Source organism: Micromonospora sp. CCTCC AA 2012012, assembly GCF_040499845.1.
Taxonomy (GTDB): domain Bacteria; phylum Actinomycetota; class Actinomycetes; order Mycobacteriales; family Micromonosporaceae; genus Micromonospora; species Micromonospora mangrovi.
This window is the reverse complement of record NZ_CP159342.1, coordinates 580,270-605,323: the sequence shown is the minus strand read 5'-3', so window position 1 is coordinate 605,323 and position 25,054 is coordinate 580,270. Positions and strand designations below refer to the sequence as shown.

Annotated in this window: 21 protein-coding genes, 1 tRNA gene and 1 pseudogene; 10 read left to right on the top strand and 13 right to left on the bottom strand. The window is 72.4% G+C overall.

Annotated features, from left to right (window positions below; translation table 11 throughout):
- Nucleotides 1-9: 9 nt before the first annotated feature.
- On the bottom strand, nucleotides 10-888 hold the full coding sequence (locus ABUL08_RS02845; protein ID WP_350934217.1) for a helix-turn-helix domain-containing protein: 879 nt from the start codon (nucleotides 886-888) through the stop codon (nucleotides 10-12).
- Nucleotides 889-903: 15 nt separating this feature from the next.
- The gene (uvrB, locus tag ABUL08_RS02840) at nucleotides 904-3,012 is read right to left on the bottom strand and encodes an excinuclease ABC subunit UvrB (protein WP_350934215.1); all 2,109 of its coding nucleotides are present in this window, start codon (nucleotides 3,010-3,012) and stop codon (nucleotides 904-906) included.
- A gap of 300 nt (nucleotides 3,013-3,312) precedes the next feature.
- Between uvrB and ABUL08_RS02835 the strand changes: the two genes are divergently transcribed.
- Complete coding sequence (locus ABUL08_RS02835) at nucleotides 3,313-4,878, top strand: LolA-like protein (protein WP_350934214.1); 1,566 nt, start codon at nucleotides 3,313-3,315, stop codon at nucleotides 4,876-4,878.
- 19 nt (nucleotides 4,879-4,897) lie between these two features.
- Here ABUL08_RS02835 and coaE read toward each other — a convergent pair whose 3' ends face one another.
- Both coaE and rpsA read right to left on the bottom strand, forming a co-directional pair.
- On the bottom strand, nucleotides 4,898-6,079 hold the full coding sequence (gene coaE, locus ABUL08_RS02830; protein ID WP_350934212.1) for a dephospho-CoA kinase: 1,182 nt from the start codon (nucleotides 6,077-6,079) through the stop codon (nucleotides 4,898-4,900).
- Between the two features lie 308 nt (nucleotides 6,080-6,387).
- Nucleotides 6,388-7,884 carry a 30S ribosomal protein S1 gene (gene rpsA, locus ABUL08_RS02825; RefSeq protein ID WP_350934210.1) on the bottom strand — a complete coding sequence of 499 codons (1,497 nt, stop codon included), beginning with the start codon at nucleotides 7,882-7,884 and terminating at the stop codon, nucleotides 6,388-6,390.
- Between the two features lie 378 nt (nucleotides 7,885-8,262).
- Here rpsA and ABUL08_RS02820 point away from each other — a divergent pair, with 378 nt between their 5' ends.
- The 5 genes and pseudogenes from ABUL08_RS02820 to ABUL08_RS02800 all read left to right on the top strand — a co-directional run bounded on the left by ABUL08_RS02820 (nucleotide 8,263) and on the right by ABUL08_RS02800 (nucleotide 10,916).
- Nucleotides 8,263-9,063, top strand: a complete 801-nt coding sequence (locus ABUL08_RS02820; protein ID WP_350934208.1) for a class I SAM-dependent methyltransferase — start codon at nucleotides 8,263-8,265, stop codon at nucleotides 9,061-9,063.
- Between the two features lie 100 nt (nucleotides 9,064-9,163).
- Nucleotides 9,164-9,379, top strand: a complete 216-nt coding sequence (locus ABUL08_RS02815) for a hypervirulence associated TUDOR domain-containing protein (RefSeq protein ID WP_350934206.1) — start codon at nucleotides 9,164-9,166, stop codon at nucleotides 9,377-9,379.
- A pseudogene (locus ABUL08_RS02810) lies at nucleotides 9,369-9,713 on the top strand (DUF3140 domain-containing protein); the annotation flags it as partial. The gene ABUL08_RS02815 and the pseudogene ABUL08_RS02810, both read left to right, overlap by 11 nt.
- Before the next feature lie 53 nt (nucleotides 9,714-9,766).
- Entirely contained in the window at nucleotides 9,767-10,516 is a 750-nt protein-coding gene (locus tag ABUL08_RS02805) for an SDR family NAD(P)-dependent oxidoreductase (RefSeq protein ID WP_350934205.1), read from the top strand.
- 19 nt (nucleotides 10,517-10,535) lie between these two features.
- A complete protein-coding gene (locus ABUL08_RS02800) occupies nucleotides 10,536-10,916 on the top strand; it encodes a MerR family transcriptional regulator (protein ID WP_350934203.1) in 381 nt (126 codons plus the stop codon).
- Between the two features lie 10 nt (nucleotides 10,917-10,926).
- On the opposite strand, the gene polA is transcribed toward ABUL08_RS02800, so the two are convergent.
- The 8 genes from polA to ABUL08_RS02760 form a co-directional block, all read right to left on the bottom strand.
- Nucleotides 10,927-13,626, bottom strand: coding sequence for a DNA polymerase I (gene polA, locus ABUL08_RS02795; RefSeq protein ID WP_350934201.1), 2,700 nt, complete (start codon nucleotides 13,624-13,626; stop codon nucleotides 10,927-10,929).
- Nucleotides 13,627-13,759: 133 nt separating this feature from the next.
- Nucleotides 13,760-14,470 carry an ABC transporter ATP-binding protein gene (locus tag ABUL08_RS02790; RefSeq protein WP_350934200.1) on the bottom strand — a complete coding sequence of 237 codons (711 nt, stop codon included), beginning with the start codon at nucleotides 14,468-14,470 and terminating at the stop codon, nucleotides 13,760-13,762.
- Nucleotides 14,460-15,380, bottom strand: a complete 921-nt coding sequence (locus ABUL08_RS02785; RefSeq protein ID WP_350934198.1) for an ABC transporter ATP-binding protein — start codon at nucleotides 15,378-15,380, stop codon at nucleotides 14,460-14,462. Before ABUL08_RS02785 ends, ABUL08_RS02790 begins: the two co-directional genes overlap by 11 nt.
- Nucleotides 15,373-16,527: a branched-chain amino acid ABC transporter permease gene (locus tag ABUL08_RS02780; protein WP_350934196.1), complete on the bottom strand. Its 1,155-nt coding sequence runs from the start codon at nucleotides 16,525-16,527 to the stop codon at nucleotides 15,373-15,375. Before ABUL08_RS02780 ends, ABUL08_RS02785 begins: the two co-directional genes overlap by 8 nt.
- On the bottom strand, nucleotides 16,524-17,474 hold the full coding sequence (locus ABUL08_RS02775; protein WP_350934194.1) for a branched-chain amino acid ABC transporter permease: 951 nt from the start codon (nucleotides 17,472-17,474) through the stop codon (nucleotides 16,524-16,526). Before ABUL08_RS02775 ends, ABUL08_RS02780 begins: the two co-directional genes overlap by 4 nt.
- A gap of 97 nt (nucleotides 17,475-17,571) precedes the next feature.
- On the bottom strand, nucleotides 17,572-18,735 hold the full coding sequence (locus tag ABUL08_RS02770; protein WP_350934193.1) for a branched-chain amino acid ABC transporter substrate-binding protein: 1,164 nt from the start codon (nucleotides 18,733-18,735) through the stop codon (nucleotides 17,572-17,574).
- A 259-nt stretch (nucleotides 18,736-18,994) separates the two neighbouring features.
- The gene (locus tag ABUL08_RS02765) at nucleotides 18,995-20,167 is read right to left on the bottom strand and encodes a hypothetical protein (protein ID WP_350934191.1); all 1,173 of its coding nucleotides are present in this window, start codon (nucleotides 20,165-20,167) and stop codon (nucleotides 18,995-18,997) included.
- A gap of 72 nt (nucleotides 20,168-20,239) precedes the next feature.
- Nucleotides 20,240-20,854 carry an ANTAR domain-containing response regulator gene (locus ABUL08_RS02760; RefSeq protein WP_242792733.1) on the bottom strand — a complete coding sequence of 205 codons (615 nt, stop codon included), beginning with the start codon at nucleotides 20,852-20,854 and terminating at the stop codon, nucleotides 20,240-20,242.
- Nucleotides 20,855-20,948: 94 nt separating this feature from the next.
- Between ABUL08_RS02760 and ABUL08_RS02755 the strand changes: the two genes are divergently transcribed.
- Nucleotides 20,949-21,024: transfer RNA gene (locus tag ABUL08_RS02755), tRNA-Leu, on the top strand.
- A gap of 13 nt (nucleotides 21,025-21,037) precedes the next feature.
- Entirely contained in the window at nucleotides 21,038-21,805 is a 768-nt protein-coding gene (locus ABUL08_RS02750) for a transcriptional regulator (RefSeq protein ID WP_350934189.1), read from the top strand.
- 122 nt (nucleotides 21,806-21,927) lie between these two features.
- Here ABUL08_RS02750 and ABUL08_RS02745 read toward each other — a convergent pair whose 3' ends face one another.
- Nucleotides 21,928-23,106 (bottom strand): trans-sulfuration enzyme family protein, encoded by a 1,179-nt coding sequence (locus ABUL08_RS02745; protein ID WP_350934186.1) that lies wholly within the window; start codon nucleotides 23,104-23,106, stop codon nucleotides 21,928-21,930.
- A gap of 83 nt (nucleotides 23,107-23,189) precedes the next feature.
- Between ABUL08_RS02745 and ABUL08_RS02740 the strand changes: the two genes are divergently transcribed.
- Both ABUL08_RS02740 and ABUL08_RS02735 read left to right on the top strand, forming a co-directional pair.
- On the top strand, nucleotides 23,190-23,669 hold the full coding sequence (locus ABUL08_RS02740) for an Lrp/AsnC family transcriptional regulator (RefSeq protein ID WP_350934184.1): 480 nt from the start codon (nucleotides 23,190-23,192) through the stop codon (nucleotides 23,667-23,669).
- A gap of 59 nt (nucleotides 23,670-23,728) precedes the next feature.
- On the top strand, nucleotides 23,729-24,739 hold the full coding sequence (locus ABUL08_RS02735) for an LLM class flavin-dependent oxidoreductase (RefSeq protein WP_377522774.1): 1,011 nt from the start codon (nucleotides 23,729-23,731) through the stop codon (nucleotides 24,737-24,739).
- Nucleotides 24,740-25,054 lie beyond the last annotated feature (315 nt).

Here is a 25,054-nt window from a genome sequence, read left to right as displayed (position 1 = left end):
CCCGCGCGGTCAGCCGGGATTGGACGAATGTCGGCCGGCCACCGTCAACCCCGTGGGGCTCTCCCCGGTGAACTCCCGGAACTCGCGGATCAGGTGCGACTGGTCGTAGTAGCCGCAGCGCACCGCCAGCTCCGCCCAGCCGTCACCGTGGACCGGCGCGACCCCCGGCGCGGCGATCAGCTCCCGCCCCAGCGACGCGTACGCGGCCTGGAAGCGCAGCAGGCGGGCCACCGACTTCGGCGGCAGGCCCAGCTCGCGGCGGAACCGGCCGGCCAGGTGCCCCCGACTCCAGCCCACCTCCGCGGCCAGCTCCGCCACCCCGATCCGCCCCCGACTGCCGGCCAGCAGGCGCCAGGCACCGGCCAGCGCCGGGTCGACCGGGACGGCGTCGGCCAGCCGGTCCGCCAGCGCCGCGTCGAGCAGGGCGAACCGGCGGGGCCAGTCCGGCGCCTGCGCCAACCGGTCCCGCAGTCGGCCCAGCCAGCCCTCGTCGCGCCGACCCCGCCCGGCCCCGCCCGGCACCCGGTCGGCCGGCACCGCCCGGTTGGTCAGCTCGCCCAGCGGCACGCCCAGCACCCGACGGGCTGCCGGCGGGGAGAGCAGCACCTGCACGCCCACCCCCAGACCCGCCGTCCGCGTCGTGCAGTACGCGTCGAACGGCCCGGCCACGAACGAGTCCACCCCGTACGCGCCGCGTCCGGCGTGCCGGTGGTCGACCACGTCCATCGGGTCGCCCCAGCCGAGGATCAGCACCACGAAGGCGCCGGCCGCCTCCCGGCGTGCCAGGAGGTGCGGCACGCGCTCGCGGTAGCCGAGGTAACGGTCCACGTACGGGCGCAGGCGGGGGTCCGGCAGCCCGACGACCGCCTCGGCGAGCACCGCCTCCACCCCGCCCCCGTCCCGTCAGCGCACGCCGGCCGCGTCCATCCCGCGCAGCTCCTTCTTGAGGTCGGCGACCTCGTCGCGGATCCGCGCGGCCAGCTCGAACTGCAACTCCCGCGCGGCGGCGAGCATCTGGTCGTTGAGCTCCTGGATGAGGTTCGCCAGGTCGGCCCGCGCCATCCCCTCGCGGGACGGCGTGGCGGCCCCGCCCCGGCTGCGGCTGCGGGTCTCCTTGACCGGCGCCTTGCCCCGGGACAACTGCCGCGCCGCGCCGCCGACCCGGCTGTTCTCCGTGTCCTCGGCCTCGCGGTAGATGTCGTCCAGGATGTCGTGGATCTTCTTCCGCAGCGGCTCCGGGCTGATCCCGTTCGCCTCGTTGTGCGCGATCTGCTTGTCCCGCCGCCGGTTCGTCTCGTCGATCGCCGAGGCCATCGACGGGGTGATCTTGTCGGCGTACATGTGGACCTGGCCGGAGACGTTCCGGGCCGCCCGGCCGATCGTCTGGATCAGCGACCGGCCGCTGCGCAGGAAGCCCTCCTTGTCGGCGTCGAGGATCGCCACCAGGGAGACCTCGGGCAGGTCGAGCCCCTCCCGTAGCAGGTTGATGCCGACCAGCACGTCGTACTCGCCCTTGCGCAGCTCGCGCAGCAGCTCCACCCGGCGCAGCGTGTCGACCTCGGAGTGCAGGTAGCGCACCCGGATGCCGTTCTCCAGGAGGTAGTCGGAGAGGTCCTCGGCCATCTTCTTGGTCAGCGTGGTGACCAGCACCCGCTCGTCCCGCTCGGTACGCAGCTTGATCTCGTGCATCAGGTCGTCGATCTGCCCCTTGGTGGGCTTCACCACCACCTCGGGGTCGACCAGCCCGGTCGGGCGGATCACCTGCTCGACATACTCCCCCTGGGCCTGCTCCAGCTCCCACGCGCCGGGGGTGGCGGAGAGGTAGACCATCTGCCCGACCCGCTCCAGGAACTCGTCGAAGCGCAGCGGGCGGTTGTCGGCGGCGCTGGGCAGCCGGAAGCCGTGGTCGATCAGCATCCGCTTGCGCGAGGCGTCGCCCTCGTACATGCCGCCGATCTGGGAGACCGTCTGGTGGGACTCGTCGATGACGGTGAGGAAGTCGTCGGGGAAGTAGTCCAGCAGGCAGTGCGGCGGGCTGCCGGGCAGCCGACCGTCGATGTGCATGGAGTAGTTCTCGATGCCGGAGCAGAAGCCGACCTGGCGCATCATCTCGATGTCGTAGGTGGTGCGCATCCGCAGCCGCTGCGCCTCCAGCAGCTTGCCCTGCCGCTCCAGCTCGGCCAGCCGCTCGGCCAGCTCGACCTCGATGTCGCCGATCGCCCGCTCCATCCGCTCCGGGCCGGCCGCGTAGTGGGTCGCCGGGAAGATCAGCAGGTGGTCGGCCTCGCGCACCACGTCGCCGGTGAGCGGGTTGAGGTAGTAGAGCTTCTCCACCTCGTCGCCGAAGAACTCGATCCGCAGCGCCAGCTCCTCGTACGCCGGGATGATCTCCAGCGTGTCGCCGCGGACCCGGAAGGTGCCCCGCTGGAAGGCCATGTCGTTGCGGGTGTACTGGATGTCGACCAGCCGGCGCAGCAGCTTGTCCCGCTCGATCTCCTGGCCGATCCGGATGCGGACCGCCCGGTCGAGGTATTCCTCCGGGGTGCCGAGGCCGTAGATCGCCGACACGGTCGCCACCACGACCACGTCCCGCCGGGTGAGCAGCGACATGGTCGCCTTGTGCCGCAGTCGCTCGACCTCCTCGTTGATCGAGGAGTCCTTCTCGATGTAGGTGTCGGTCTGCGGGATGTAGGCCTCGGGCTGGTAGTAGTCGTAGTAGGAGACGAAGTATTCGACCGCGTTGTGCGGGAGCAGCTCGCTGAACTCCTTGGCCAGCTGGGCGCAGAGCGTCTTGTTGGGGGCGAGCACCAGGGTCGGGCGTTGCAGCCGCTCGACGAGCCACGCCGTGGTGGCGCTCTTGCCGGTGCCGGTCGCGCCGAGCAGCACCGTGTTACGGTCACCACGCCGGACCCGACGCTCAAGCTCGTCGATGGCGGCCGGCTGGTCGCCGGCGGGCTGGAAGTCGCTGACGACCTGGAAGCGGCCGTCCAGCCGGGGAATGTCGAGCGCCATGACCACCACGGTACGCCGGAGGTCCGACACTTCGGGGCGAGCCGACCCCGGCCGCCTGACCACCTTCGATATTCCCGTTGTGTGGACCATCCCACGGGGCTACGCTCTCGTCGTAGGCCGCTCGCGGCGGCCGACCGGGCCGGTGGTCGCCCCAACGCGGGCCGCCGCCCCCGGCACAGTGGGTCGCAGCACCTGGACATCACCGGAGTGCGCGCCCGACGTGGTCGCGCTGGAGGCGCTGACCGGCCGCCGCGAGCGCCCCTGCTCGTCACCCCCGACCGGCCGGCGCGTTCTCCACTCGTGGAGACCTCCCCCGCCGGACCGATCCGACCCGTCCACGCCTCCCGACCGGTCGACCCGCCCGCGCCCGCGACGGAGACCCGAGCGGCCGACAGCGGGGCGGCCGACACCGCACCGGCCGACGGCGGCGCCGAGCCCGACGGGGACGACCCGACCGACCAGGCCACCGGGCCGGGCCGACACCGGCGGATCACCCTGCTGGCGCTCGCCGTGCTCGCCACCGCCTCCGCGGCGGCGCTCGTCGTCGGGCTGCCCGACTGGGCGTCCGAGCCGGCCGACGCGGCCCGCCCGCTCACCGCCGCCGAGGCCGAACGACTCGCCGCGGTACGGGTCACCAACTACCGGGACGTCCGCTCGGGGGTGCACGTCACGGTGGGCCGCGGGTCGGGGCGTACCGAACTGGTCGGCTGGGTCGACTGGTCCCGGCCGCTGGTCTACCTGGACGTCGGCGGACCGGGCGCCGGCACGGACCGCGGCCTGGTCCAGGCGACCGGCGCGGCGCTGCTGGCCCGCCCGGACCCGGCCGCCGCGCCCACCCCCGCACCGCCGCCGCTGGTCCCCCCGACCGACCGGTGGCGGCTGCCCGCGCCGCCCGCCGGGCGTGACCTGGCCTCCGTGGTGGACCTGCTCCTCGACCTCGGCGCGGCGCGGACGGCGCCGGACGTCGCGACGCTCCCCGCCGCCGCACGCTGGACCGGCCGCGACACCGTCGCCGGCACGCCGGTCGACGTGCTCCGGGCGCCGCTGCCGCCTGACACCCCGGGCAGCGCCGCGTCGGGCGGCCCCGAGTTCCGGCTCTGGCTCGACCCGGACGCCCGGCTGCACCGGCTGGCCGGTCCGCTGCCTGACGGCACTCCCGTCACGGTCGAGCTGGCCCGCAGCGACCGCCCGACGCTGCGCCCGATCGACGCGCTCGGGGGTCACCCCGGGCTGCCCCGGGCGCTCGCCGAGGCCGAGACCGAGCGGCTGGCCCGGCTACCGGCCCGACTCCGCGCGGCCGGTGGGGCCACGCTGACCCTGACGGCGCCGCTCGACCCGACCCGGAACCTGCGCGGCGGCGGCTGGCTGAACTGGGCCGGGCAGACGGCGTACCTGGGCGTGGGCGACGTGGCCGCACCGGCGGACCGGACCCTGCTGCGGCACCGGGCCGGACGGGTCAGCCGGGTGGAGCTGCCCGCCGGAGCGGACACCGACCCGGCCGCCCGGCCCCCGCTCCCCCCGCCGAGCGGCCTCACCTGGTCCCCGGCCCGGCCGCCCGGCGACGACCTGGACCGGCTGGTGGCCACGGCGTTGCGGGCGGGCGCGACGGCGGTCCCCGCCCACTCGGCCGTCCGGCTGCGCGACGACCGGGTGGCCGACCGCACCGTCGACGTCATCGAGGTACGCGTACCGAGGTCACCGGCGCTGCGCTACTGGATCGACCGCACGGGTCTGCTGCGCCGAGTGGAACTACGGACCGGGCCGGGGCTGTGGGCGCAGCTCGACCTGAGCCCCGCGGCGGTGCCGGCGCTGCCGACGGGCGGGCCGCCCGTACCTGCTCCGGCACCCCGACCCCGGCGGCGCTGAACCCGCGCGTCGCCTCCGGTCAGGGCCGCCAGCCGGTCTGCGCGGCCCACTCCTCGGCCCGCAGGTGTTCCTCGTCGAACCAGGGGTCCGTCAACGTCCCGTGGGTCGCCGCGTCCGGGGCGGCGGCCACCAGCTCCCGCTTGAGCTGCAGATAGGCGGAACGCTCGTCCGGGTCGGCACGCAGGTGGTCGCGCAGCAGCAGGGCGTACCGCCACGCCGGCGACCCGGCCACCCGCAGGTGCAGGTTGACCGGCCGCCCGGGATCGGCGCTGCCGTGCAACCGCTCCGCCCACCGGTCGTCGCCCGCCGGGCGCCGGCTGTCCCACCGCTCGCCGGGCAGGCGCGGGAACCCGGCGGCGGCCAGTCGCTCCGCGAGCGGCCCGTCCGCCTCGGCCAGCGACCCCACCGTGAGCTGGATGTCGATCACGTCCTCGGCGGCGAGCCCTGACACCGCCGTCGAGCCGACGTGGTCCACCCGCAGGTCGGCGGGGGCGACCGCGTGCCGGATCCGGGCGGCCAGCCGGGCGTACTGCTGCGGCCAGGTCGGGTCGGCCTCGGTGAGGGTGGCCGGCTCCGGCCGCACCGCCCGCCGCTCGCGCAGGTTCCGCTCGTAGGGCACCAGCCGGTCCCGCCAGAGGGTGTCCACGGCGGCGTGCAGCTCGTCCAGGGTGCCGTCATTCGGCAGCACCACGTCCGCCGCCGCCTGCCGGCGGGCGTCGTCGGCCTGCGCGGCGATCCGCCGCTCGGCCTCCGCCCGGTCCATGCCGCGGGCGCCGGTCAGCCGGGCCAGCCGGGTGGTCACCGCCGTCTGCACCACCACCACCAGGTGGTACGTCGGCGCGAGCCCCGCCTCCACCAGCAGCGGCACGTCGTTGACCACCACCGCGTCCGCCGGTGCGGCGGCGGCCAGTTCCGCCGTACGCGCCCGCACCCGAGGATGGGTGATCGCCTCCAGCCGGCGGCGGGCCGCCTCGTCGGCGAAGACCAGCCGGCCCAGCGCGGCACGGTCGAGCGCCCCGTCGGCGTCGAGAACCCGGTCGGAGAAGGCGGCGACGATCTCGGCCAGCCCCGCCGACCCGGGCGCGACCACCTCGCGGGCGATCCGGTCGGCGTCGATCACCACCGCCCCGAGCGCGGCGAGCCGCGCCGACACGGCGCTCTTGCCGGATCCGATCCCACCGGTCAGTCCCACCATCAGCACCGGACCAGTCAACCCGATCCCCCGCCCACCGCCAACCCGGCACCCCACCGCATGTCCCCCACCGGCCGCTGGCGCTCGCGTGATCGTTTGCACGTCCCGGCATCGACACGCCGGCCACGAGTGCCGGGACCATCAGACGATCTTGTCGAACCACGGACGCCCGGGGGCGGGGCGGGGCGGGCTGGACATGGCGAAGGCCCCGCCCCCGGTGACCCGGTGGAACCGGATCGTGGGGGCGGGGCCCGTCGTCAGTGACGTCTCAGGCCTGCCGCGTCGTCAGACGCGCCGGGCCGGAGGTGTCGCAGCGGTCACTTGCCGCCGGCGAGCTTCTCCCGCAGAGCGGCGAGCGCCTCGTCGGTGGCCAGGGTGCCGGCCGGCTCCTCGGCCTGTCGGCTCGGGGCCGACGAGCTGGTCGAGGTGGTGGTGCCACCGGTCGACACGGGCGGAGCCGGGTTGGCAGCGGCCTCGGCGTCGGCGGCCCGGGAGGTCTGCACCTGCTTGGTGTGGGCCTCCCAGCGCTGACGGGCCTCGGCGTACTGGTTCTCCCAGGTCTCGCGCTGCTTGTCGTACCCCTCGAGCCACTCGCCCGTCTCCGGGTCGAAGCCCTCCGGGTAGATGTAGTTGCCCTCGGCGTCGTACGTCGCGGCCATGCCGTAGAGGGTGGGGTCGAAGTGCTCCTCGCCCTCGACGAAGCCCTCGTTGGCCTGCTTGAGCGACAGCGAGATCCGGCGGCGCTCCAGGTCGATGTCGATGACCTTGACCATGACCTCGGAGCCGACCTGGACGACCTGCTCCGGGATCTCCACGTGGCGCTCGGCCAGCTCGGAGATGTGGACCAGGCCCTCGATGCCGTCGTCCACCCGGACGAAGGCGCCGAACGGGACCAGCTTGGTGACCTTACCCGGCACGATCTGCTGGATCGCGTGGGTGCGGGCGAACTGCCGCCACGGGTCCTCCTGGGTCGCCTTCAGCGACAGCGAGACCCGCTCGCGGTCCAGGTCGACGTCCAGGACCTCGACCTCGACCTCCTGGCCCACCTCGACGACCTCGGACGGGTGGTCGATGTGCTTCCAGGAGAGCTCGGAGACGTGCACCAGACCGTCCACGCCGCCGAGGTCGACGAACGCGCCGAAGTTGACGATCGAGGAGACGACGCCCTTGCGGACCTGGCCCTTCTGCAGCTTGTTGAGGAACTCGGTGCGCACCTCGGACTGCGTCTGCTCCAGCCACGCCCGGCGGGACAGCACCACGTTGTTGCGGTTCTTGTCCAGCTCGATGATCTTGGCCTCGAGCTCGCGGCCGACGTACGGCTGCAGGTCACGCACCCGCCGCATCTCGACGAGCGAGGCGGGCAGGAAGCCACGCAGCCCGATGTCGAGGATGAGACCACCCTTGACGACCTCGATGACCGAGCCGCGGACGACACCGTCCTCGTCCTTGATCTTCTCGATCGTGCCCCAGGCCCGCTCGTACTGCGCCCGCTTCTTGGAGAGGATCAGACGACCCTCCTTGTCCTCCTTCTGGAGGACCAGGGCCTCGATGTGGTCACCGACCGAGACGACCTCGGCGGGGTCCACGTCGTGCTTGATCGACAACTCCCGAGAGGGAATGACGCCCTCGGTCTTGTAGCCGATGTCGAGCAGGACCTCGTCCCGATCGACCTTGACGACGGTGCCTTCGACAATGTCGCCGTCGTTGAAGTACTTGATGGTCTCGTCGATCGCGGCGAGGAAAGCCTCCTCGGAACCGAGATCGTCGTGGGTGACCCGGGTGGCGCTCGAGGGGGCCTCGATGCTGCTCGTCATGTGGGCGGTTGCTCCGGTCGGATGGGTTGTCACAGCAGGCGTGGTGTCGCAGTGACCATTTCGCGCCAACGGATCCGCCGCCGGGCACACCGAACGATCGCCAAGTGAAGATCATTAGTGGCTCCGGTGACCGCGCACCTGCTCCCTGCCGAGGCACACGATCCGCGAGCGCATCGTCTAGCCTACCCGCTGCATTACCACAGCGTGCAAGGCCTCCCGTCCTGTCGCACCCGCGCCAGCTGCGAAAGAGGAGATTTCGCGCGGTAAGGGGCCATCGCTGTCTCGTCCGTCACATCAGCCCCATCCGTGTCGGGCGGTGGCGACGCGCCGGGGCGGCCGGTGACCGTACCGGGGCGGCCGGGGCCTAGCGTGACCCGGGTGGATGACGACAGGGTGACCCGACGCCGGGTCGGCGACGGCGAGGTGCGCCGCGCCAACCGCGGCTGGTGGGACGCCGACGCCGACGACTACCAGGCCGAGCACGGCGCCTTCCTGGGCGACGTGGACTTCGTCTGGTGTCCCGAGGGGCTGCGCGAGGCCGACGCCCACCTGCTGGGCGACGTCGGCGGCCGCCGCGTCCTGGAACTCGGCTGCGGCGCCGCGTCCGCCGCCCGCTGGCTGGCCACCCAGGGTGCCCGGCCGGTCGCCCTGGACCTCTCCGCCGGCATGTTGCGGCACGCCGCCCGCGCCGCCGCCACCACCGGCGTACGCGTGCCGCTGGTGCAGGCCGACGCGCTCGCCCTGCCCTTCGCCGACGCCGCCTTCGACGTCGTCTGCACGGCGTTCGGCGCGATCCCGTTCGTCGACGACTCGGCGGCGGTGATGCGCGAGGTGTCCCGGGTGCTGCGCCCCGGCGGCCGGTGGGTCTTCTCGGTGACCCACCCGATGCGCTGGATCTTCCTCGACGACCCCGGCGAGGGCGGGCTGACCGCCGTCCACTCCTACTTCGACCGCTCCCCGTACGTCGAGCAGGACGAACACGGGGTGGCCACCTACGTCGAGCAGCACCGCACCCTCGGCGACCGGATCAGGGAGCTGGTCGGGGCGGGTTTCCGCCTGCTCGACCTGGTGGAGCCGGAGTGGCCCGCGGGGCACGAGGGGATCTGGGGCCAGTGGAGCCCGCTGCGCGGCCGGCTCTTCCCCGGCACCGCCATCTTCGTCGCCGAGAAGCCGGCCTGACGCAGCCCGGGCGGGCGGCGGCACGAGTCGGTCATCGAGAGATCACTCCGCCGGTCGCCGTCCGGCGTTTTCGGGCCGGACCGGCGGGTACCCGACCGGCATGGCCGAGAAGGAGTTCCGAACGGGCGACCACGTCTCCTGGGCCAGCCACAGCGGGCGGGCGTACGGCGTGGTCGAGGAGAAGATCACCGAGCGGACCCACGTACGCGGGCACGCGGTGGACGCGTCGCCGGAGGACCCGCAGTACCGGATCCGCAACGACGACTCGGGCCGCGACGTCGCCCACCGGCCGGAGGTGCTGCGCCGTGAAGGGTGACGACGAGCAGGAGATCTATCGGGAGTTCACCGAGGCGGTGAACATGAAGCCCGGTGAGCTGTCGAGCTGGCTGGAGACCGACGAGTCGAAGCGGGTCGGCTGGCACAAGGGCGGACAGTCGGGCGGCGGCGAGTCCGTCGGTCACGAGTCCGGCCGACGGATCATCGACCTGCTGCGCCGCAAGCGCGCCGAACTCTCCTCGGCCGACTACCAGCACATGCGCAAGGTGGTCGGTTACGTGCACCGGCACATGGCCCAGCGCCCCTCCGGCGACATCCGCGACACCAAGTGGCGCTGGTCGCTGATGAACTGGGGCCACGACCCGCTCAAGGGCTGACCCGGCCGGCTTGACCCTGCCGTTGACGGCAGGGTCGGAGGATCGCCGGCATGACCGGAACAGTCGAACGGGTCGTCGTCGTCACCGGGGCCGGCACCGGCATCGGCCGGGCCACCGCCCGCGCCTTCGCCGAGGCCGGCGCCCACGTCCTCGCCGTGGGCCGACGTGCGGCACCGCTGGCCGAGACCGCCGGCGAGCGGCCGCGGATCGTGCCGCTGCCGGCGGACGTCACGGCACCCGACGCGCCCCGGCTGATCGTCGACGCCGCTCTGGACCGGTACGGCCGCCTCGACGTCCTGGTCAACAATGCCGGCGTGGCCGGCGGCGGCGCGCTGGCCGACCTGGACGAGGCCGCGGCGCGACGCCAGCTGGAGACCAACCTGCTCGCGCCGGTACGGCTGGTCCACGCCGCGCTCGCCGCACTCACCGCGACCGGAGGCGTGGTGGTCAACGTGAGCACGTCGGTGGGCCAGCGCGCCTGGCCCGGCAGTTCGGTGTACGCGGCCGGCAAGGCCGCCCTCGACTCGCTGACCCGCAGTTGGGCGGTGGAGCTGGCGCCGCGCGGGGTCCGGGTGGTCGCGGTGGCGCCCGGGGCGGTGGAGACGCCGATCGGCGTGCACCAGGGACTCACCCCGCAACGCCGGGCGGCGGTACGCGAGTGGCAGCTGGCCCGGACCCCGCTGGGCAGGGTCGGCCGACCCGAGGAAGTAGCCTGGGCGATCCAGCGCCTCTGCGACCCGGACGCCGGCTTCGTCACCGGCGTCGTGCTGCCGGTCGACGGCGGCGCGGTGGTCGCGTGAGCGAGGGGACAGGAGCGGGATGCGGATCGGCGAGCTGGCCCGGCGCACCGGCGCCACGCCACGGGCGCTGCGTCACTACGAGGAGCACGGCCTGATCGACTCGTGCCGGGCGGCCAACGGCTACCGGCACTACGACGAGCGGGCCGTCGTCCGGGTCCGCAACGTCCGGCACCTGCTGGCGGCGGGGCTGACCCTGGACGACGTGCGGGTCTTCCTGCCCTGCCTGGACGGGGACGTGGCGACCGCCGCCCCCTCCCCCGCCGGCATCCGGGTGGGTCGGGAGCGACTGGCTGTCCTCGACGCCCGGATCGCCGCCCAGGCGGCGATCCGGGACCGGCTCGCCGCCGTCCTGCACACCGCCGCCGGTTCCGTGGCCCCGGACGGTCCACCCCGCCCCTGACCCGCCGGGGTCAGTGGTCGGCGCTGTTCCAGTCGCGGCCCTCGCCGACGGAGACCTCCAGCGGCACCGACAGCGGGTACGCCTCGCCCATCTGCCTGCGGACCAGCGCCTCCAGCGTCTCCCGCTCGCCGGGGGCGACCTCGAAGACCAGCTCGTCGTGCACCTGCAGCAGCATCCGGGACCGCAGCCCGGCGTCGCGCAGCGCGTCGTCCACGTGCAGCATGGCGACCTTGATGATGTCGGCCGCCGAGCCCTGGATCGGGGCGTTCAGCGCCATCCGCTCGGCCATCTCCCGGCGCTGCCGGTTGTCGCTGACCAGGTCGGGCAGGTAGCGCCGGCGGCCCAGGATGGTGGAGGTGTAGCCGTCCTGCCGGGCCCGGGCCACCACCTCGTGCAGGTAGTCGCGGACGCCGCCGAAGCCGGTGAAGTAGTTCTCCATCAGGCCCCGGGCCTCCTCGGCGGTGATGCCGAGCTGCTGGGAGAGGCCGAACGCGCTCAGCCCGTACGCCAGGCCGTAGTTCATCGCCTTGATCTTGCGACGCTGGTCGGCGGTGACCTGGTCGACCGGGACGGCGAAGACCGACGAGGCGGTGGCGGCGTGGAAGTCGTGGCCGGAGTTGAACGCCTCGATCAGCGCGTCGTCCGACGACAGGTGCGCCATGATCCGCATCTCGATCTGGCTGTAGTCGGCGGTGAGCAGGCACTCGTAGCCCTCCCCCACCACGAAGGCCCGACGGATGCGTCGCCCCTCCTCGGTGCGGATGGGGATGTTCTGCAGGTTGGGCTCGGTGGAGGAGAGCCGGCCGGTGGCCGCCACCGTCTGGTTGAACGTGGTGTGGATCCGGCCGTCGTCGGAGACGGACTTGAGCAGCCCGTCGACCGTCGACTTGAGCTTCGCCACGTCCCGGTGGCGCAGCAGGTGCTCCAGCACCTGGTGCGGCTGCTGCGCGTAGAGCCACTGGAGGGCGTCCGCGTCGGTGGTGTAACCCGTCTTGATCTTCTTGGTCTTGGGCAGCCCCAGCTCGCCGAAGAGGATCTCCTGGAGCTGCTTGGGCGAACCGAGGTTGAACTCCCGGCCGACGGCCGCGTACGCGCCCTGGGCGGCGGCCTTCACCTCGGCGGCGAAGTGCGCCTCCAGCTCGGACAGGTAGTCGGTGTCGGCGGCGATGCCGGTGCGCTCCATGGTGGCCAGTACCCGCATCAGCGGCAGCTCCACGCCGGCCATCAGCCGGGCGGACTGCTCGCCGTCGCGGGACAGCTCGGCGTCGATCGCGTCGGCCAGGTCGAGGGTGGCCCGGGCCTGGAGCATCAGGTTCTGCTCGGCCTCGCCGTCGACGCCCAGCCCGTCGAGGGTGAGCTGACCGGTCTCCGGCGCGTCGACCCGCAGCTCCCGGTGCAGGTAGCGCAGCGCCAGGTCGGTCAGGTCGTAGGAGCGCTGGTCGGGTCGGGCCAGGTAGGCGGCGATCTGGGTGTCCCGGGCGATCCCGGCCAGCTCCCAGCCGTGCGCGGCGAAGGCCAGCACGGCCGGCTTGCTGTCGTGCAGCACCTTAGGCCGCTCGCCGTCGGCCAGCCAGCCGGCGAGCGCCGACTCGTCGGCCGGGTCCAGCGTGGCCGGGTCGAACCAGGCCGCCGCCCCGGCCGCGGTGGCCAGCGCCATCCCGGTCACGCTCGCGGTGTGCCGCCGGTTGGGACCGGTGTCCAGCTTGACGGCAAGCCCGACCGGGGTGCCGGCCGGGGCGTGCGTCTCCAGCCAACCGGCGAGCGCGCCGGGCTCGGTGAGCTTCTCGCCGGCCAGGTCGAAGCCCGCCTCGGCCTCCGGCTCGACGGCCTCCAGGTACTGGTAGAGCCGGTCGCGCAGGATGCGGAACTGGAGGGTGTCGAAGACCTGGTGCACCGCCTCCCGGTCCCAGCCCTGCCAGCGGGCGTCCTCCGGGCGGACCGGCAGCTCCAGGTCGGAGACCAGGCAGTTGATCTCGTAGTTGCGGATCACGTCGGCGAGCCGCTCGCGGAGGCTGTCACCGGCCTTGCCCTTGATCTCGTCGGCCCGGGCGATGACGCCCTCCACCCCGCCGTACGTGTTGATCCACTTGGCGGCGGTCTTCGGGCCGACGCCGGGGATGCCGGGCAGGTTGTCGCTGGTCTCGCCGACCAGGGCGGCCAGGTCCCGGTAGCGCTGCGGGCCGACGCCGTACTTCGCCTCGATCGCGGCCGGGTCCATCCGGGCCAGGTCGGAGACGCCCTTACGGGGATAGAGCACGGTGACGTCGTCGCCGACGAGCTGGAAGGCATCCCGGTCACCGGTGCTGATCAGCACCTGCATGCCCTGGTCACGGGCCTGGCAGGCGAGGGTGGCGATGACGTCGTCGGCCTCGTAGCCCTCCCGCTCCACCACCGGGATGCGCAGCGCGGCGAGGACCTCCTTGACCAGGCTGACCTGGCCCTTGAAGTCGCTGGGGGTCTCGCTGCGGCCGGCCTTGTACTCCGCGTACTTCTCGGTGCGGAAGGAGCGGCGGGAGACGTCGAACGCCACCACGATGTGGGTGGGCTGCTCGTCGCGGAGCACGTTGATCAGCATCGAGGTGAAGCCGTAGACCGCGTTGGTCGGCTGCCCGGTCGTGGTGGAGAAGTTCTCCACCGGCAGGGCGAAGAAGGCCCGGTATGCCAGGGAGTGTCCGTCGACGAGGAGCAGGCGCGGCGTCGTAGCTGTCACGGCAGCGACTCTAGTCCGTACGCCCGACATCCCTGAGCCGGCGGCACCGCGTCGCCGCCGGAAAGCGACGGCCGGGAGCAAACGCGACGGCCGGCCGCCCCGGGAGGGACGACCGGCCGCCGACGGTACGACCTCAGGCCACGCCGAGGTACGCCTCCTTGACCGCGGGGTCGTGCAGCAGGTCCTGGCCGGACCCCTCCTTGACGATCCGGCCGGTCTCCAGCACGTAGCCCCGGTGGGCGCGGGAGAGCGCCTGCTGGGCGTTCTGCTCCACCAGCAGGATCGTGGTGCCCTGCTCGTTGATCCGGGTGATGATCTCGAAGATCTGCTGGATCAGCATCGGGGCGAGCCCCATCGACGGCTCGTCCAGCAGCAGCAGCCGCGGTCGGGCCATCAGCGCCCGACCGACCGCCAGCATCTGCTGCTCACCGCCGGAGAGCGTGCCGCCGGCCTGCTTGCGCCGCTCGGCGAGCCGGGGGAAGAGGTCCATGACCATCTTCATGTCCTCGGCGATGCCACCCTTGTCCCGGCGGGTGTACGCCCCCATCTCCAGGTTCTCCAGCACGGTCATGCCGGGGAAGACGCCGCGACCCTCGGGCGCCTGCCCGATGCCCCGCGCCACCCGCAGGTCGGCGCGCATCCGGGTGACGTCGGTGCCGTCGAAGACGATCGAGCCCTGGGCCACCGGGCGCAGCCCGGAGATCGCGCGCATGGTGGTGGTCTTGCCGGCGCCGTTCGCGCCGATCAGCGCCACCACCTCGCCCTCGTTGACGTGCAGGCTGATCCCGTGCAGCGCCTGGATCCGCCCGTACAGCAGGGTCAGGTCCTTGATCTCAAGCAGCATCGGTCGGCACCCCCAGGTAGGCCGCGATCACCTTCGGGTCCTCGCGGACCTCGGCCGGCAGGCCCTCGGCGATCTTCTTGCCGAACTCCAGCACCACGATCCGATCGGTCACACCCATGACGAGTCGCATGTCGTGCTCGATCAGCAGCACCGTGGTGCCGTCGTCCCGGATCTTACGGATCAGACCGTTCAGCTCCTCCTTCTCCGCCGGGGTGAAGCCGGCGGCCGGCTCGTCCAGGCAGAGCAGGGTCGGCTTGGTGGCCAGCGCCCGGGCGATCTCCAGCCGGCGCTGCTCGCCGTACGAGAGATTGCGGGCCAGGTCCCCGGCGCGGCGTTCGATGCCGACGAAGCGCAGCAGCCGGTACGCCTCCTCCCGGCCCTCCCGCTCCTCCCGCCAGTGCCGCGGCAGCCGCAGCATGGCGGCGATCACGCTGGTCTTGTGGTGGGCGTCCGCGCCCACCATCACGTTCTCCAGCGCGGTCATCTCCGGGAAGAGCCGGATGTTCTGGAACGTCCGGGCGATGCCGGCCTTGGTGATCCAGGACCGGCGCTTGCCGTTGGTGCGCTGCCCCTGGAACCGGATCTCGCCCTCGGTGGGCCGGTAGACACCCGTCATCGCGTTGAAGCAGGTCGTCTTGCCGGCGCCGTTCGGGCCGATCAGGCCGAGGATCTCGCCCTTGTAGAGGGTGAAGGCGACCTTGTCGAGGGCCACCACACCGCCGAAGCGGAGGGTGACGTTGTCGACCTCCAGCAGCGGCTCCCGACCGGCCGGGGCGGTGTCGCCCGGGGTGGGCTCGACCGGCTGGTCGGCCCCCTTCGCCGGCGGCACGCCGACGGTGCTGCGACCGTCGTCGGCGATGTCCCGCTCGCTGGTCTCGTCCCGCTCGCTGTGCATCTGCGGCTCACTCATTGGGCACCGTCTCCTGGGGAACCGCTTCCTTGCGCCGGTCGGCGAACTCGGCCGCCCGCCGACGGTTGGGCACCATACCCTGCGGCCGGAAGATCATCATCACGATGACGACCAGACCGAAGACCAGGATCCGGTACTCGGCGGCGTCGAAGTTGACCCCGATGAGGTCACCGACGCCCCGCAGCCACTCCGGCAGGTACCAGGTGATGGCACCACCGAGGATCGCGCCCTTGATGTTGCCGGCACCGCCCAGGATGACCGCGGCGAGCACCAGGATCGAGCTCTCCAGCACGAACTGGTCCGAGTTGATGAACGTCTGCTTACCGGCGAAGACCGCGCCGGTCAGGCCCGCCACCGCCGCGCCGATCGCGAACGCCCAGAGCTTGTACTTGAACGTCGGCACGCCCATGATCTCGGCGGCGTCCTCGTCCTCCCGGATCGCCACCCAGGCCCGGCCGACCCGGCTGTTGGCCAGGTTCCGGATCAGCAGCAGCACCACCAGGATCAGCGTGAGCATCAGCCAGTAGTAGGGGCGCGCGTCGACCACCCCGAAGAGCGCCTTGCCGTCCGAGCCCTTGCCCGGCGGGTGCGGAATCGCGGGGATGCCCCGCTGGCCCTGGAGCAGGCCGTCCTGCCGGGCGGCGTAGAGCCGGATCATCTCGGCGAAGCCGAGGGTCACGATGGCCAGGTAGTCGCCGCGCAGCCGCAGGGTCGGACCACCGAGGATCACCCCGGAGACCATCGCCACCATGACCGCGATCGGCACCGCCGCCAGCCACGGCCAGTTCGTGCCGAACCGGCTCTCCGGCGACGTCAACAACGCCACCGTGTACGCGCCCAGCGCGTAGAAGCCGAAGTAGCCGAGGTCGAGCAGGCCGGCGAAGCCGACCACCACGTTGAGCCCCACCGCCAGCAGCACGAAGACCGCGGTGTCGAAGAGCACGCCGGCGAAGTCCGACCGGGTCGTGTACAGCGCGAAGTACTCGCTGCCGATCGGGAAGCCCAGGTACTCGTAGAACCACTTGTTGGGCAGGATGTAGAGGAGCACGACCAGCGCGGCGAGCGCGGTCATCCGCACCGGCTTCGGCATCGCCGCCCAGCGACCCTTGAGGACCGAGGTCCGCTTCTTGTCCACGGTGGCGGTCATGCGCGCGCCCTCCCGAGAGATTCGCCGAGCAGACCGGTCGGCCGGAACATCAGCAGGACGATCAGCAGCACGAAGCCGGTGAAGTCCTTCCAGTCGCCGCCGAAGAGGCCGGCGGCGTAGTTCTCCACCACGCCGAGCAGCAGGCCGCCCAGCAGCGCGCCGCGCAGGTTGCCGATGCCGCCGAGCACCGCGGCCGCGAAGCACTTGAGCCCGATCAGGAAGCCGACGTTGAACTTGGTGAACCCGAACCGTACGTCCCACAGCAGGGCGCCGACGCCGGCCATCAGGCCGCCGAGCACGAAGACCAGCAGGATGACGCGGTTCTTGTTGACGCCCATCAGGGCGGCGGTGTCCGCGTCCTGGGCGACCGCCCGGATACCGCGGCCGAGCCGGCTGCGGTTCACGAACTGGTCCAGCGCGATCATCATGATCAGCGTGACGGCGAGGATGAGCAGCTGGAGGTTGGTGATCCCGGCGCCGAAGACCGTGAAGACCGTCTTCTGCGGGATCAACTCCGGCATGCCGAACGGCGCACGGCTGGTGCCGATGCCGAAGGACTCGGCGAGCACGAAGGAGGCGCCGATCGCGGTGATGAGGAAGGCCAGCGGCGGCGCGTTGCGGCGGCGCAGGGGGCGGTAGGCGACCAGCTCGACGGTGACCGCGGTGAGCGCCGAGGCGGCCATCGCGACCACGAGGCCGGCGACCACCGCCAGGATCAGCGGCCCGAGCGACGGGGCGGCCGAGTTCTGGTTGTAGCCGAGGGCCTCCCAGGTCCACAGGGCGGTGAAGGTACCGACCATGAAGACCTCGGAGTGGGCGAAGTTGATCAGGCGCAGGACGCCGTACACCAGGGTGTAGCCGAGGGCGACGAGCGCGTAGATCGCGCCCTGTTCCAACCCGGTGATGGTCAGTGCCGGGAAGTTCCCGAACAGCTCATCGAAGTTCAAGTGGGGGCTCCAACTGTGCGGCCAAGTGGTGCGGCCGGGAGAAAACACTCCCGGCCGCACACACCTGGTGTCCCGTGGCGGGACCGGACAGAACCGGTCAGGCCTTCGGGATCTCGATGTCGGGGACGACCTTGCCCGCGTTCACCTTGAACGCCCAGACGATGACCTGGGCCGGGTCCAGCTCGCCGTTGGACTCGAACTTGTAGGTCACGCCGGTGGCGCCGCCGGTGCCGTTGTAGGAGTTGATGAAGCTCAGCAGGTCGGCGCGGGAGGTCTTACCGGCCTTGATGCCCTCGAGCATGATCTTGGTGATGTCGTACGACACGTCGGCGTAGGTGCCCGGCTCGGCGTTGTCGAAGGCCGCCTTGTAGTCGGTCACGAAGGTGCCCTTGGCCGCGGTGGCCGGGGCGCACGGGCAGGTCAGGATGGTGCCCTCGGCGACCTGCTCGCCGGCGACCTTGATGAAGTTGGCGTCGTTGACACCGTCACCGGCGACCATCGTGCCCTTCCAGCCCGCGCCCTTGAGCTGCTTGAGCAGCAGGCCGGCCTCGGTGTAGTAACCACCGAAGAAGAGGACGTTCGCGCCGCTGCTCTGGATCTTGGTGACGACGGCGGAGAAGTTGGTCTGCTTGACCTGGATCTTGTCCTGGCCGGCCGGGGTGCCGATGACCTTCTTGACCTCGTCCACCAGGCCCGCGCCGTACGCCGACTGGTCGTCGACGACGTAGACCTTGTCGGCCTTCAGCACGTTCTTGATGTAGCGACCGGCGGCCGGGCCCTGCGAGGTGTCGTTACCGACGCCCCGGTGGAAGATCTTCCAGTTCTTGGTGCTCAGGCTCGGACGGGTCGCCGACGGGGTGATGATCGGCAGGCCGGCCTCGTCGAAGATCGGGTCGGCGACCTCGGACTCGCCGGAGAACGCCGGGCCGATGATGCCGACGACCTTGGTGTCGCCGACGGCCTGCTGGGCCAGGGCCGGGGCCTTCGCCGGGTCACCCTGCGAGTCGTACTCGCTCAGGTTGACCTTGCAGTCGGCGTTGTCCTTGTTGTACTGGTCGATGGCCAGCTTGGTGCCGTTGCGCATGTGGATACCGAGACCCGCGGCGTCGCCGGTCAGCGGGCCGAAGAAGCCGATCTTCAGGTCGCAGGCGCCCTTACCGCCGCCGGCCTCACTACCGCTGTCGGCCTTGCAGGCCGCGCCACTGAAAACGAGCGCGCCGATGGCCACACCACCGAGCACCCGAGCGAGCTTCTGCCTCACGGCTCGTACCCTCCTCCGTCCGAAGGCCCGGACCACCCAGCGCGAATTGGACCTTGCGAGGGAATGGCCGGACCGACCGCGATCCCGGTCTGGGGCGGGACGTTATCCCACCTGTGGGGCACGCCGTAAGCCCTGGACGGTGGGGTTGACCGAACCGTTACGTTGAGTGGTCGGATTCACAGATGTGCTGTAACACACGCCCCCCTCGAAGGGGAAAAGCGGACATCCGACACCCACCGGAAACACGCTGGTGGGAGGGTCAGCCGGGGCTCCACGGGCCGTCCGCACGCCACACCTGCGCCCCCGTCCCGTCGTCCACCAGCAGTAACGCCGAGGCATCCCCGCCGGCCACCGCCACCGTCCGGTCACTACGAGCGGGCACCGCCACCGGCAGGGTCACCGACGACCAGGCCACCCCGTCCCGGGAGAACCACCCGGCGCCCGTCGCCCCGCCCGCCACCACCGCGAGGACCCCGCCGGCCACCGCCGCCGACGCCCACACCCGACCCGGCCGGTCCGTACCCGCCCCGCCGAAACCGCCACCCGCCCGCCACGCCCCGCCGTCGCCCAGCCAGGCCCCCAGCCCGTCCCCCCGGCGACCCACCGCCACCACGCGCTCCCCCAGCCGCACCACCCGCTGCAGGTCCTCGTCGGTCGCCGCCACCGACAACACCGCGCGCCGCCAGGTCAGACCGTCCGCCGAGCGCCACACCACCGGATCCGATCCGGTACGCCCCGACGACAGCACCGAGCCCGCCAGCAGCCACCCCGACCCCGTCGCCACGCCGTCGGACACCCACGGCCGGCCGGCCCCGTCGGCGGCCAACCCCGGCACCCCGCTGACCAGCCGGAAGTCCGACCCGTCGGCGGAGAGCCAGGCCGCCGCGCCGGTGGACCGGTTGCCGGAGATCAGCCAGCCCCGCGGGCCACCTGCGATCCGGCCCACGTTCACCGCGTCCGGGCCGCCGAAGACCTCGAACTCGGCCGGCACCTCCACCAACGACCCGTCACCCGACTGCCGCCAGGTGCTGATCCTCGGATTGCCGTGCACCCCGCCGCTGCGGCCACCCACCGCCGCCAGCCGACCGTCCCGGCAGCCCGCCGCGGTCAGCACGTTCTCCGCCCCGTACGGGCTGCGCGGCACCGGGCGCAGCGGCGTCCACCCGACGGCGTCGGCGCTGGTCCACGCCGCCGGACGGGTCACCCCCGCGGCGTCCACCAGCGCGCCCACCACGAACCAGCGGCCGGCGCAGGCCGTCGCGTCCCGCAGCAGCAGTCGGCCCGGCGCGCCGGGCGGCACGGGCAGGGTCACCGACTGCCAGGCCGGACGGGCGGGCTCCGGCGACGTCGGCGCGGCGTGGCCGGACGCCCGGCAACCGGCGAGCAGCACGGCCACCAGGCCGAGCACCGCCAGTGCACACCGGGCACGCATGGCCGCGATCGTATCGACCGGAGACGACACGTGGGCCCCTCCGGAGCGCCGGAATCCCGCCGCCGGAACCGGTCAGGCGGTGGGCTGGGCCACCTCGCCGCCGGCGGTCTCGGCGAGGATCCGCTCGGCGACCTCCTTCATGGTCATCCGGTGGTCCATCGCCGTGCGCTGGATCCACTTGAACGCCTGCGGCTCGGTCATCCCGTAGGTGGTCATCAGCGCGCCCTTGGCCCGCTCCACGGTCTTGCGGATCTCCAGCCGGTCGGTCAGCCCGGCGACCTCCGCCTCCAGCGCGGCGATCTCCGAGTAGCGCGACAGCGCGATCTCCACCGCCGGCACCAGGTCGCTCTTCTGGAACGGCTTGACCAGGTACGCCATCGCGCCGGCCGCCCGCGCCCGCTCCACCAGGTCGCGCTGGCTGAACGCGGTCAGGATGATCACCGGGGCGATCCGGGCGCCGGCGATCCGCTCGGCGGCGGCCAGCCCGTCCATGATCGGCATCTTGATGTCGAGGATGACCAGGTCGGGCTTCAGCTCCTCGGCCAGCCGGACGGCGGTCTCGCCGTCACCGGCCTCGCCGACGACCTCGTAGCCCTCCTCGACCAGCATCTCGGCCAGGTCCAGCCGGATCAGCGCCTCGTCCTCGGCGATCAGTACGCGCCTGCGCTCAGCATCCGTCTCGGCCACGAGCCACTCCCACCAGTTCGTACGCGGTACCCGCCGTGCCGGGTACCACCGCCCTTAGCGTAGTGGGTAACCTGTTCGGGCCGAGACACCGAAGGCCCCTGTAGTCCAATGGCAGAGACGATGGATTCAAAATCCATACAGTGTGGGTTCGAATCCCACCGGGGGCACCAAAATGTCGTACGGGTGTTCGAGGATGCCCCTGTGCATCCGCCCGAGATACGCGCCCGAGCGCGGCAGGTCTTCCTGTCAGGCGTCACGGTCGCCGAAGCCGCCCGGACCGTCAGTCTGAGCTGTCGCACCGTGTGGCACTGGTGCAGGGATCGACCAGACCCTGTCATGCTCGGCACGGCCCTCCGGTGTTTCCGCTGTCGGGACGGCCACTCTGCCCCCTCCAATCCGGCGGCCTACGCCTATCTCCTCGGCCTCTACCTGGGCGACGGGCATCTGGTGACCACCGCCCGCGTGCCGGTGCTTCGGATCTCCTGCACGGCCACCTGGCCGGGTCTCATCGAAGCGTGTGACGACGCGATGCGGGCGGTGCTAGCCGAAAAGGTGCAGCGCGTGCCGCACCCGGGCTGCGTCAATGTCCAGAGCTACGGCAAGCACTGGCCGTGCCTGTTCCCGCAGCACGGGCCCGGCAAGAAGCACGAACGCCCGATCGTCCTCGCCGGCTGGCAACGGGAGATCGTCGAGGCGCACCCCGGCGAGTTCCTGCGCGGGCTCTTCCACTCCGACGGCTGTCGCGTCGCCAACCGGGTCACCGTGCGCGGCAAGGGCTACGTCTATCCGCGCTACATGTTCACCAACGAGTCGGCCGACATCATGGGGCTGTGTCAGTGGGCTCTCGATCTGCTCGGAATCTCCTGGAAGATGAACCGCCGCAACTCGCTCTCCGTCGCCCGCCGGGAAGCGGTCGCCGTCCTCGACCGGCACGTCGGCCCCAAGTCCTGACCGACGGACCCTCGGCTCCGCCGGCCTCGGATCCCGACCGGCGAACGCCCCGGTGCCGTCGGCCGAAGTCCATGACCGGCGAACCCCGATGCCACAGGCGGGACCGGTGGACGGCCCCGCGCTCAGGCGAGCCGGGCGAGTGCCTGCTCCAGGTCGGCGCGCAGGTCCTCCGGGTCCTCCAGTCCGACGGAGATCCGCAGCAGCCCGCCGCAGGGCTTGGCCTCCCCCTCGACGGGCCGGTGGGTCAGCGAGGCCGGGTGCTGGATGAGCGTGTCGACGCCGCCGAGCGAGACCGCGTGGGTGATCAGCCGGCAGGCCCCGGCGACCGCCGCGGCGGCGGGAGCGCCGCCGCGTACCTCGAAGGCGAGCAGGCTTCCGGTGCCGGACATCTGGCGGCCGACCAGCCCGGCCGGGTCGTGCGCCGAGGGGTGGTGGACCCGCGCGACGGCGGGGTGGCCGGCGAGCCAGGCGGCGAGTTTCTCCGCGCCGGCCTGCTGCGCGCGGACCCGCAGCGGCAGGGTCTGGAGCCCGCGGTGCAGCAGGTAGGCGCCGAGCGGGTGCAGGATCGCGCCGGTGACGGCGCGGACCTGACGCAGCCGGGCGGCCCAGTCGGCGTCGCAGGCGACGACGCCGGCGAGCACGTCGCCGTGGCCGCCGATGCTCTTGGTGGCGCTGTGCAGCACGAGCGCGGCGCCGTGCCGGGCCGGCTGCTGGAGTACGGGGGTGGCGACGGTGTTGTCGACCAGGAGCGGGACGTCGCCGGCGGCCCGGGCGAGGGCGGTGATGTCGACCAGGTCGAGGGTGGGGTTGGCCGGGGTCTCGACGATGACGAGGGCGGTGTCGGGGCGGATCGCGGCGGCGACCTCGTCGGGGCGCGCCCAGGTGACCTCGGTGCCGAGCAGGCCGGTGGCGAGGACGTGGTCGGTGCCGCCGTAGAGGGGGCGGACGGCGACGAGGTGCCGCTTGCCGTCGCGGGTCGCGGCGAGCAGGGCGGCGGTGAGGGCGGCCATGCCGCTGGCGAAGGCGACGGCGTCGGTGGTGCCTTCGAGTTCGGCGAGGGCGTTCTCGAAGCGCGCGACGGTGGGGTTCCAGAGGCGCTGGTAGACGGCGCTGCCGCCGGGCGGGAGGGTGCCACCGGTGGCGAGCAGCTCGTACGCGTCGCCGCCGTCCTCCACGGAGGGCAGCGGGTTGGTGGTGGAGAGGTCGATGGGCGGCACGTGGACGCCCAGGGCGGCGAGGTCGTCGCGCCCGGCGTGCACGGCTCGGGTGTCCACGGCTGTCATGGCGGAAGCGTCGAACATCAGAGTGATCGAGGGCAATAGTGTCGAACAAGATTCTGTAACGGCGTCTTCCAACGTTGTTAAGTTCGGTGAATGATGGTCGGATGCTGGCTGTACAGAATGATGTGCGGCGCTTCGCGGCGCTGGACGACGTGGACCGGGCGATCCTGACCGAGCTGACCGCCGACGGTCGGCTGCCGAACAACGCGCTGGCGGAGCGGGTGGGGGTGGCGCCGTCGACGTGTCTGACGCGTACTCGGGCGCTGCGCGAGTGCGGGGCGATCCGCGGGATCCACGCCGAGGTGGACCCGGCGGCGGTCGGGTTGCCGCTGCAGGCGTTGGTGTCGGTGCGGTTGACCGCGCACGAGCGGGCGGCGGTGGACGCGTTCCGGGCCCGGTCGGTGCGACTGCCGGGGGTGGTGTCGGTGTTCCACGTGGCCGGGGCGGAGGACTACGTGCTGCACGTACGGGCGGCGTCGGGCGACGCGCTGCGGGACTTCGTGCTGGATCATCTGGCGGTGGATCCGGTGGTGCAGCACACCCAGACCAGCCTGATCTTCGAACAGGCGCGCGGGGTGGGCTGACCGGTGTGACGTAAGCGGCGAGGGGAACAATTCCGGCGCGTGGGGAGTTGGCGAACGGTGTGATAGACGTACCGTTGTCTGTTCTTGATCTTGCCCCGGTCGCTGCCGGCGCGAGCGCCGGTGAGGCGCTGCGGCACACCACCGAGCTGGCCCGACGCACCGAGGAGCTGGGCTACCGCCGGTTCTGGGTGGCCGAGCACCACAACATGCCGGCGATCGCGAGTTCGGCGCCGGCGGTGCTGCTGGCGCACCTGGCCGCGAACACCAGCACGATCCGACTGGGCTCGGGTGGGGTGATGCTGCCCAACCACGCGCCGCTGGTGGTCGCCGAGCAGTTCGGCACCCTGGAGGCGCTGCACCCCGGCCGGATCGACCTGGGCATCGGCCGGGCGCCCGGCACCGACCAGGTGACCGCGCTGGCGCTGCGACGCACCATGGAGGGGCTGTCGGCGGAGGGGTTCCCCCGGGAGCTGGCGGACCTGATGAACTACTTCAGCGGCGAGCAGCCGGGGCCGATCACGGCCACTCCGGGGCGCGGCGAGCAACCGGCGGTCTGGCTGCTCGGCTCCAGCGGGTTCAGCGCGCAGCTGGCCGGGCTGCTCGGGCTGCCCTTCTCGTTCGCGCACCACTTCAGCTCCCAGAACACGCTGCCCGCCCTGGCGCTCTACCGGCAGCACTTCCGGCCGTCGCAGTGGCTGGACCGGCCGTACGCGATGGTCGCGGTGAACGCCGTCTGCGCCGAGACCGACGAGCGGGCGCACTGGCTGGCCGGGCCCGCCGGGCTCTCCTTCCTCAAGCTGCGGTCGGGGCGGCCGGAGCCCCTCGCCACGCCCGAGGAGGCGGCGGCCTACCCGTACACGGAGCTGGAGCGGGAGTTCGTCGCGCAGCGCCGGGAGGGTCAGGCGACCGGTTCGCCGGAGACCGTCGCCCGGCAGCTCGGCGAGCTGCTGGCCCGGACCGGCGCGGACGAGCTGATGCTGACCACGATGGTGTACGACGTGGCCGACCGGGTCCGCTCGTTCGAGCTGATCGCCGAGAAGGTGGCGGGCGGCCTGCGCCGGGCAGCCTGAAACACGCTCTTCACAGCGGCGTCACCCCACCGTCGCGCGGCGCGTCTAGTTTTATCCCCGGTGGTGGTACGGCACTCCCCGATCGGGACGGGTCGCGGGGGTGCTGCGGTGTGGTGCACCGGGTCGCCGGCTGAGCGGATTCCGCGGCTGGCGACCCGGTGCCTTCGTATCCGGGTCCGGTGGGTCAGCGCGGCGTTGTAGCCGGCGTCGCGGGCGGACGGTGGTGAGCGCGCCGGCCACGGGGGTGACGGCCGCTGCCGCGCCGAGCAGCACGGTACGACGGCTCCGCGCCCGCCGATCGTGGGACGACGCTTT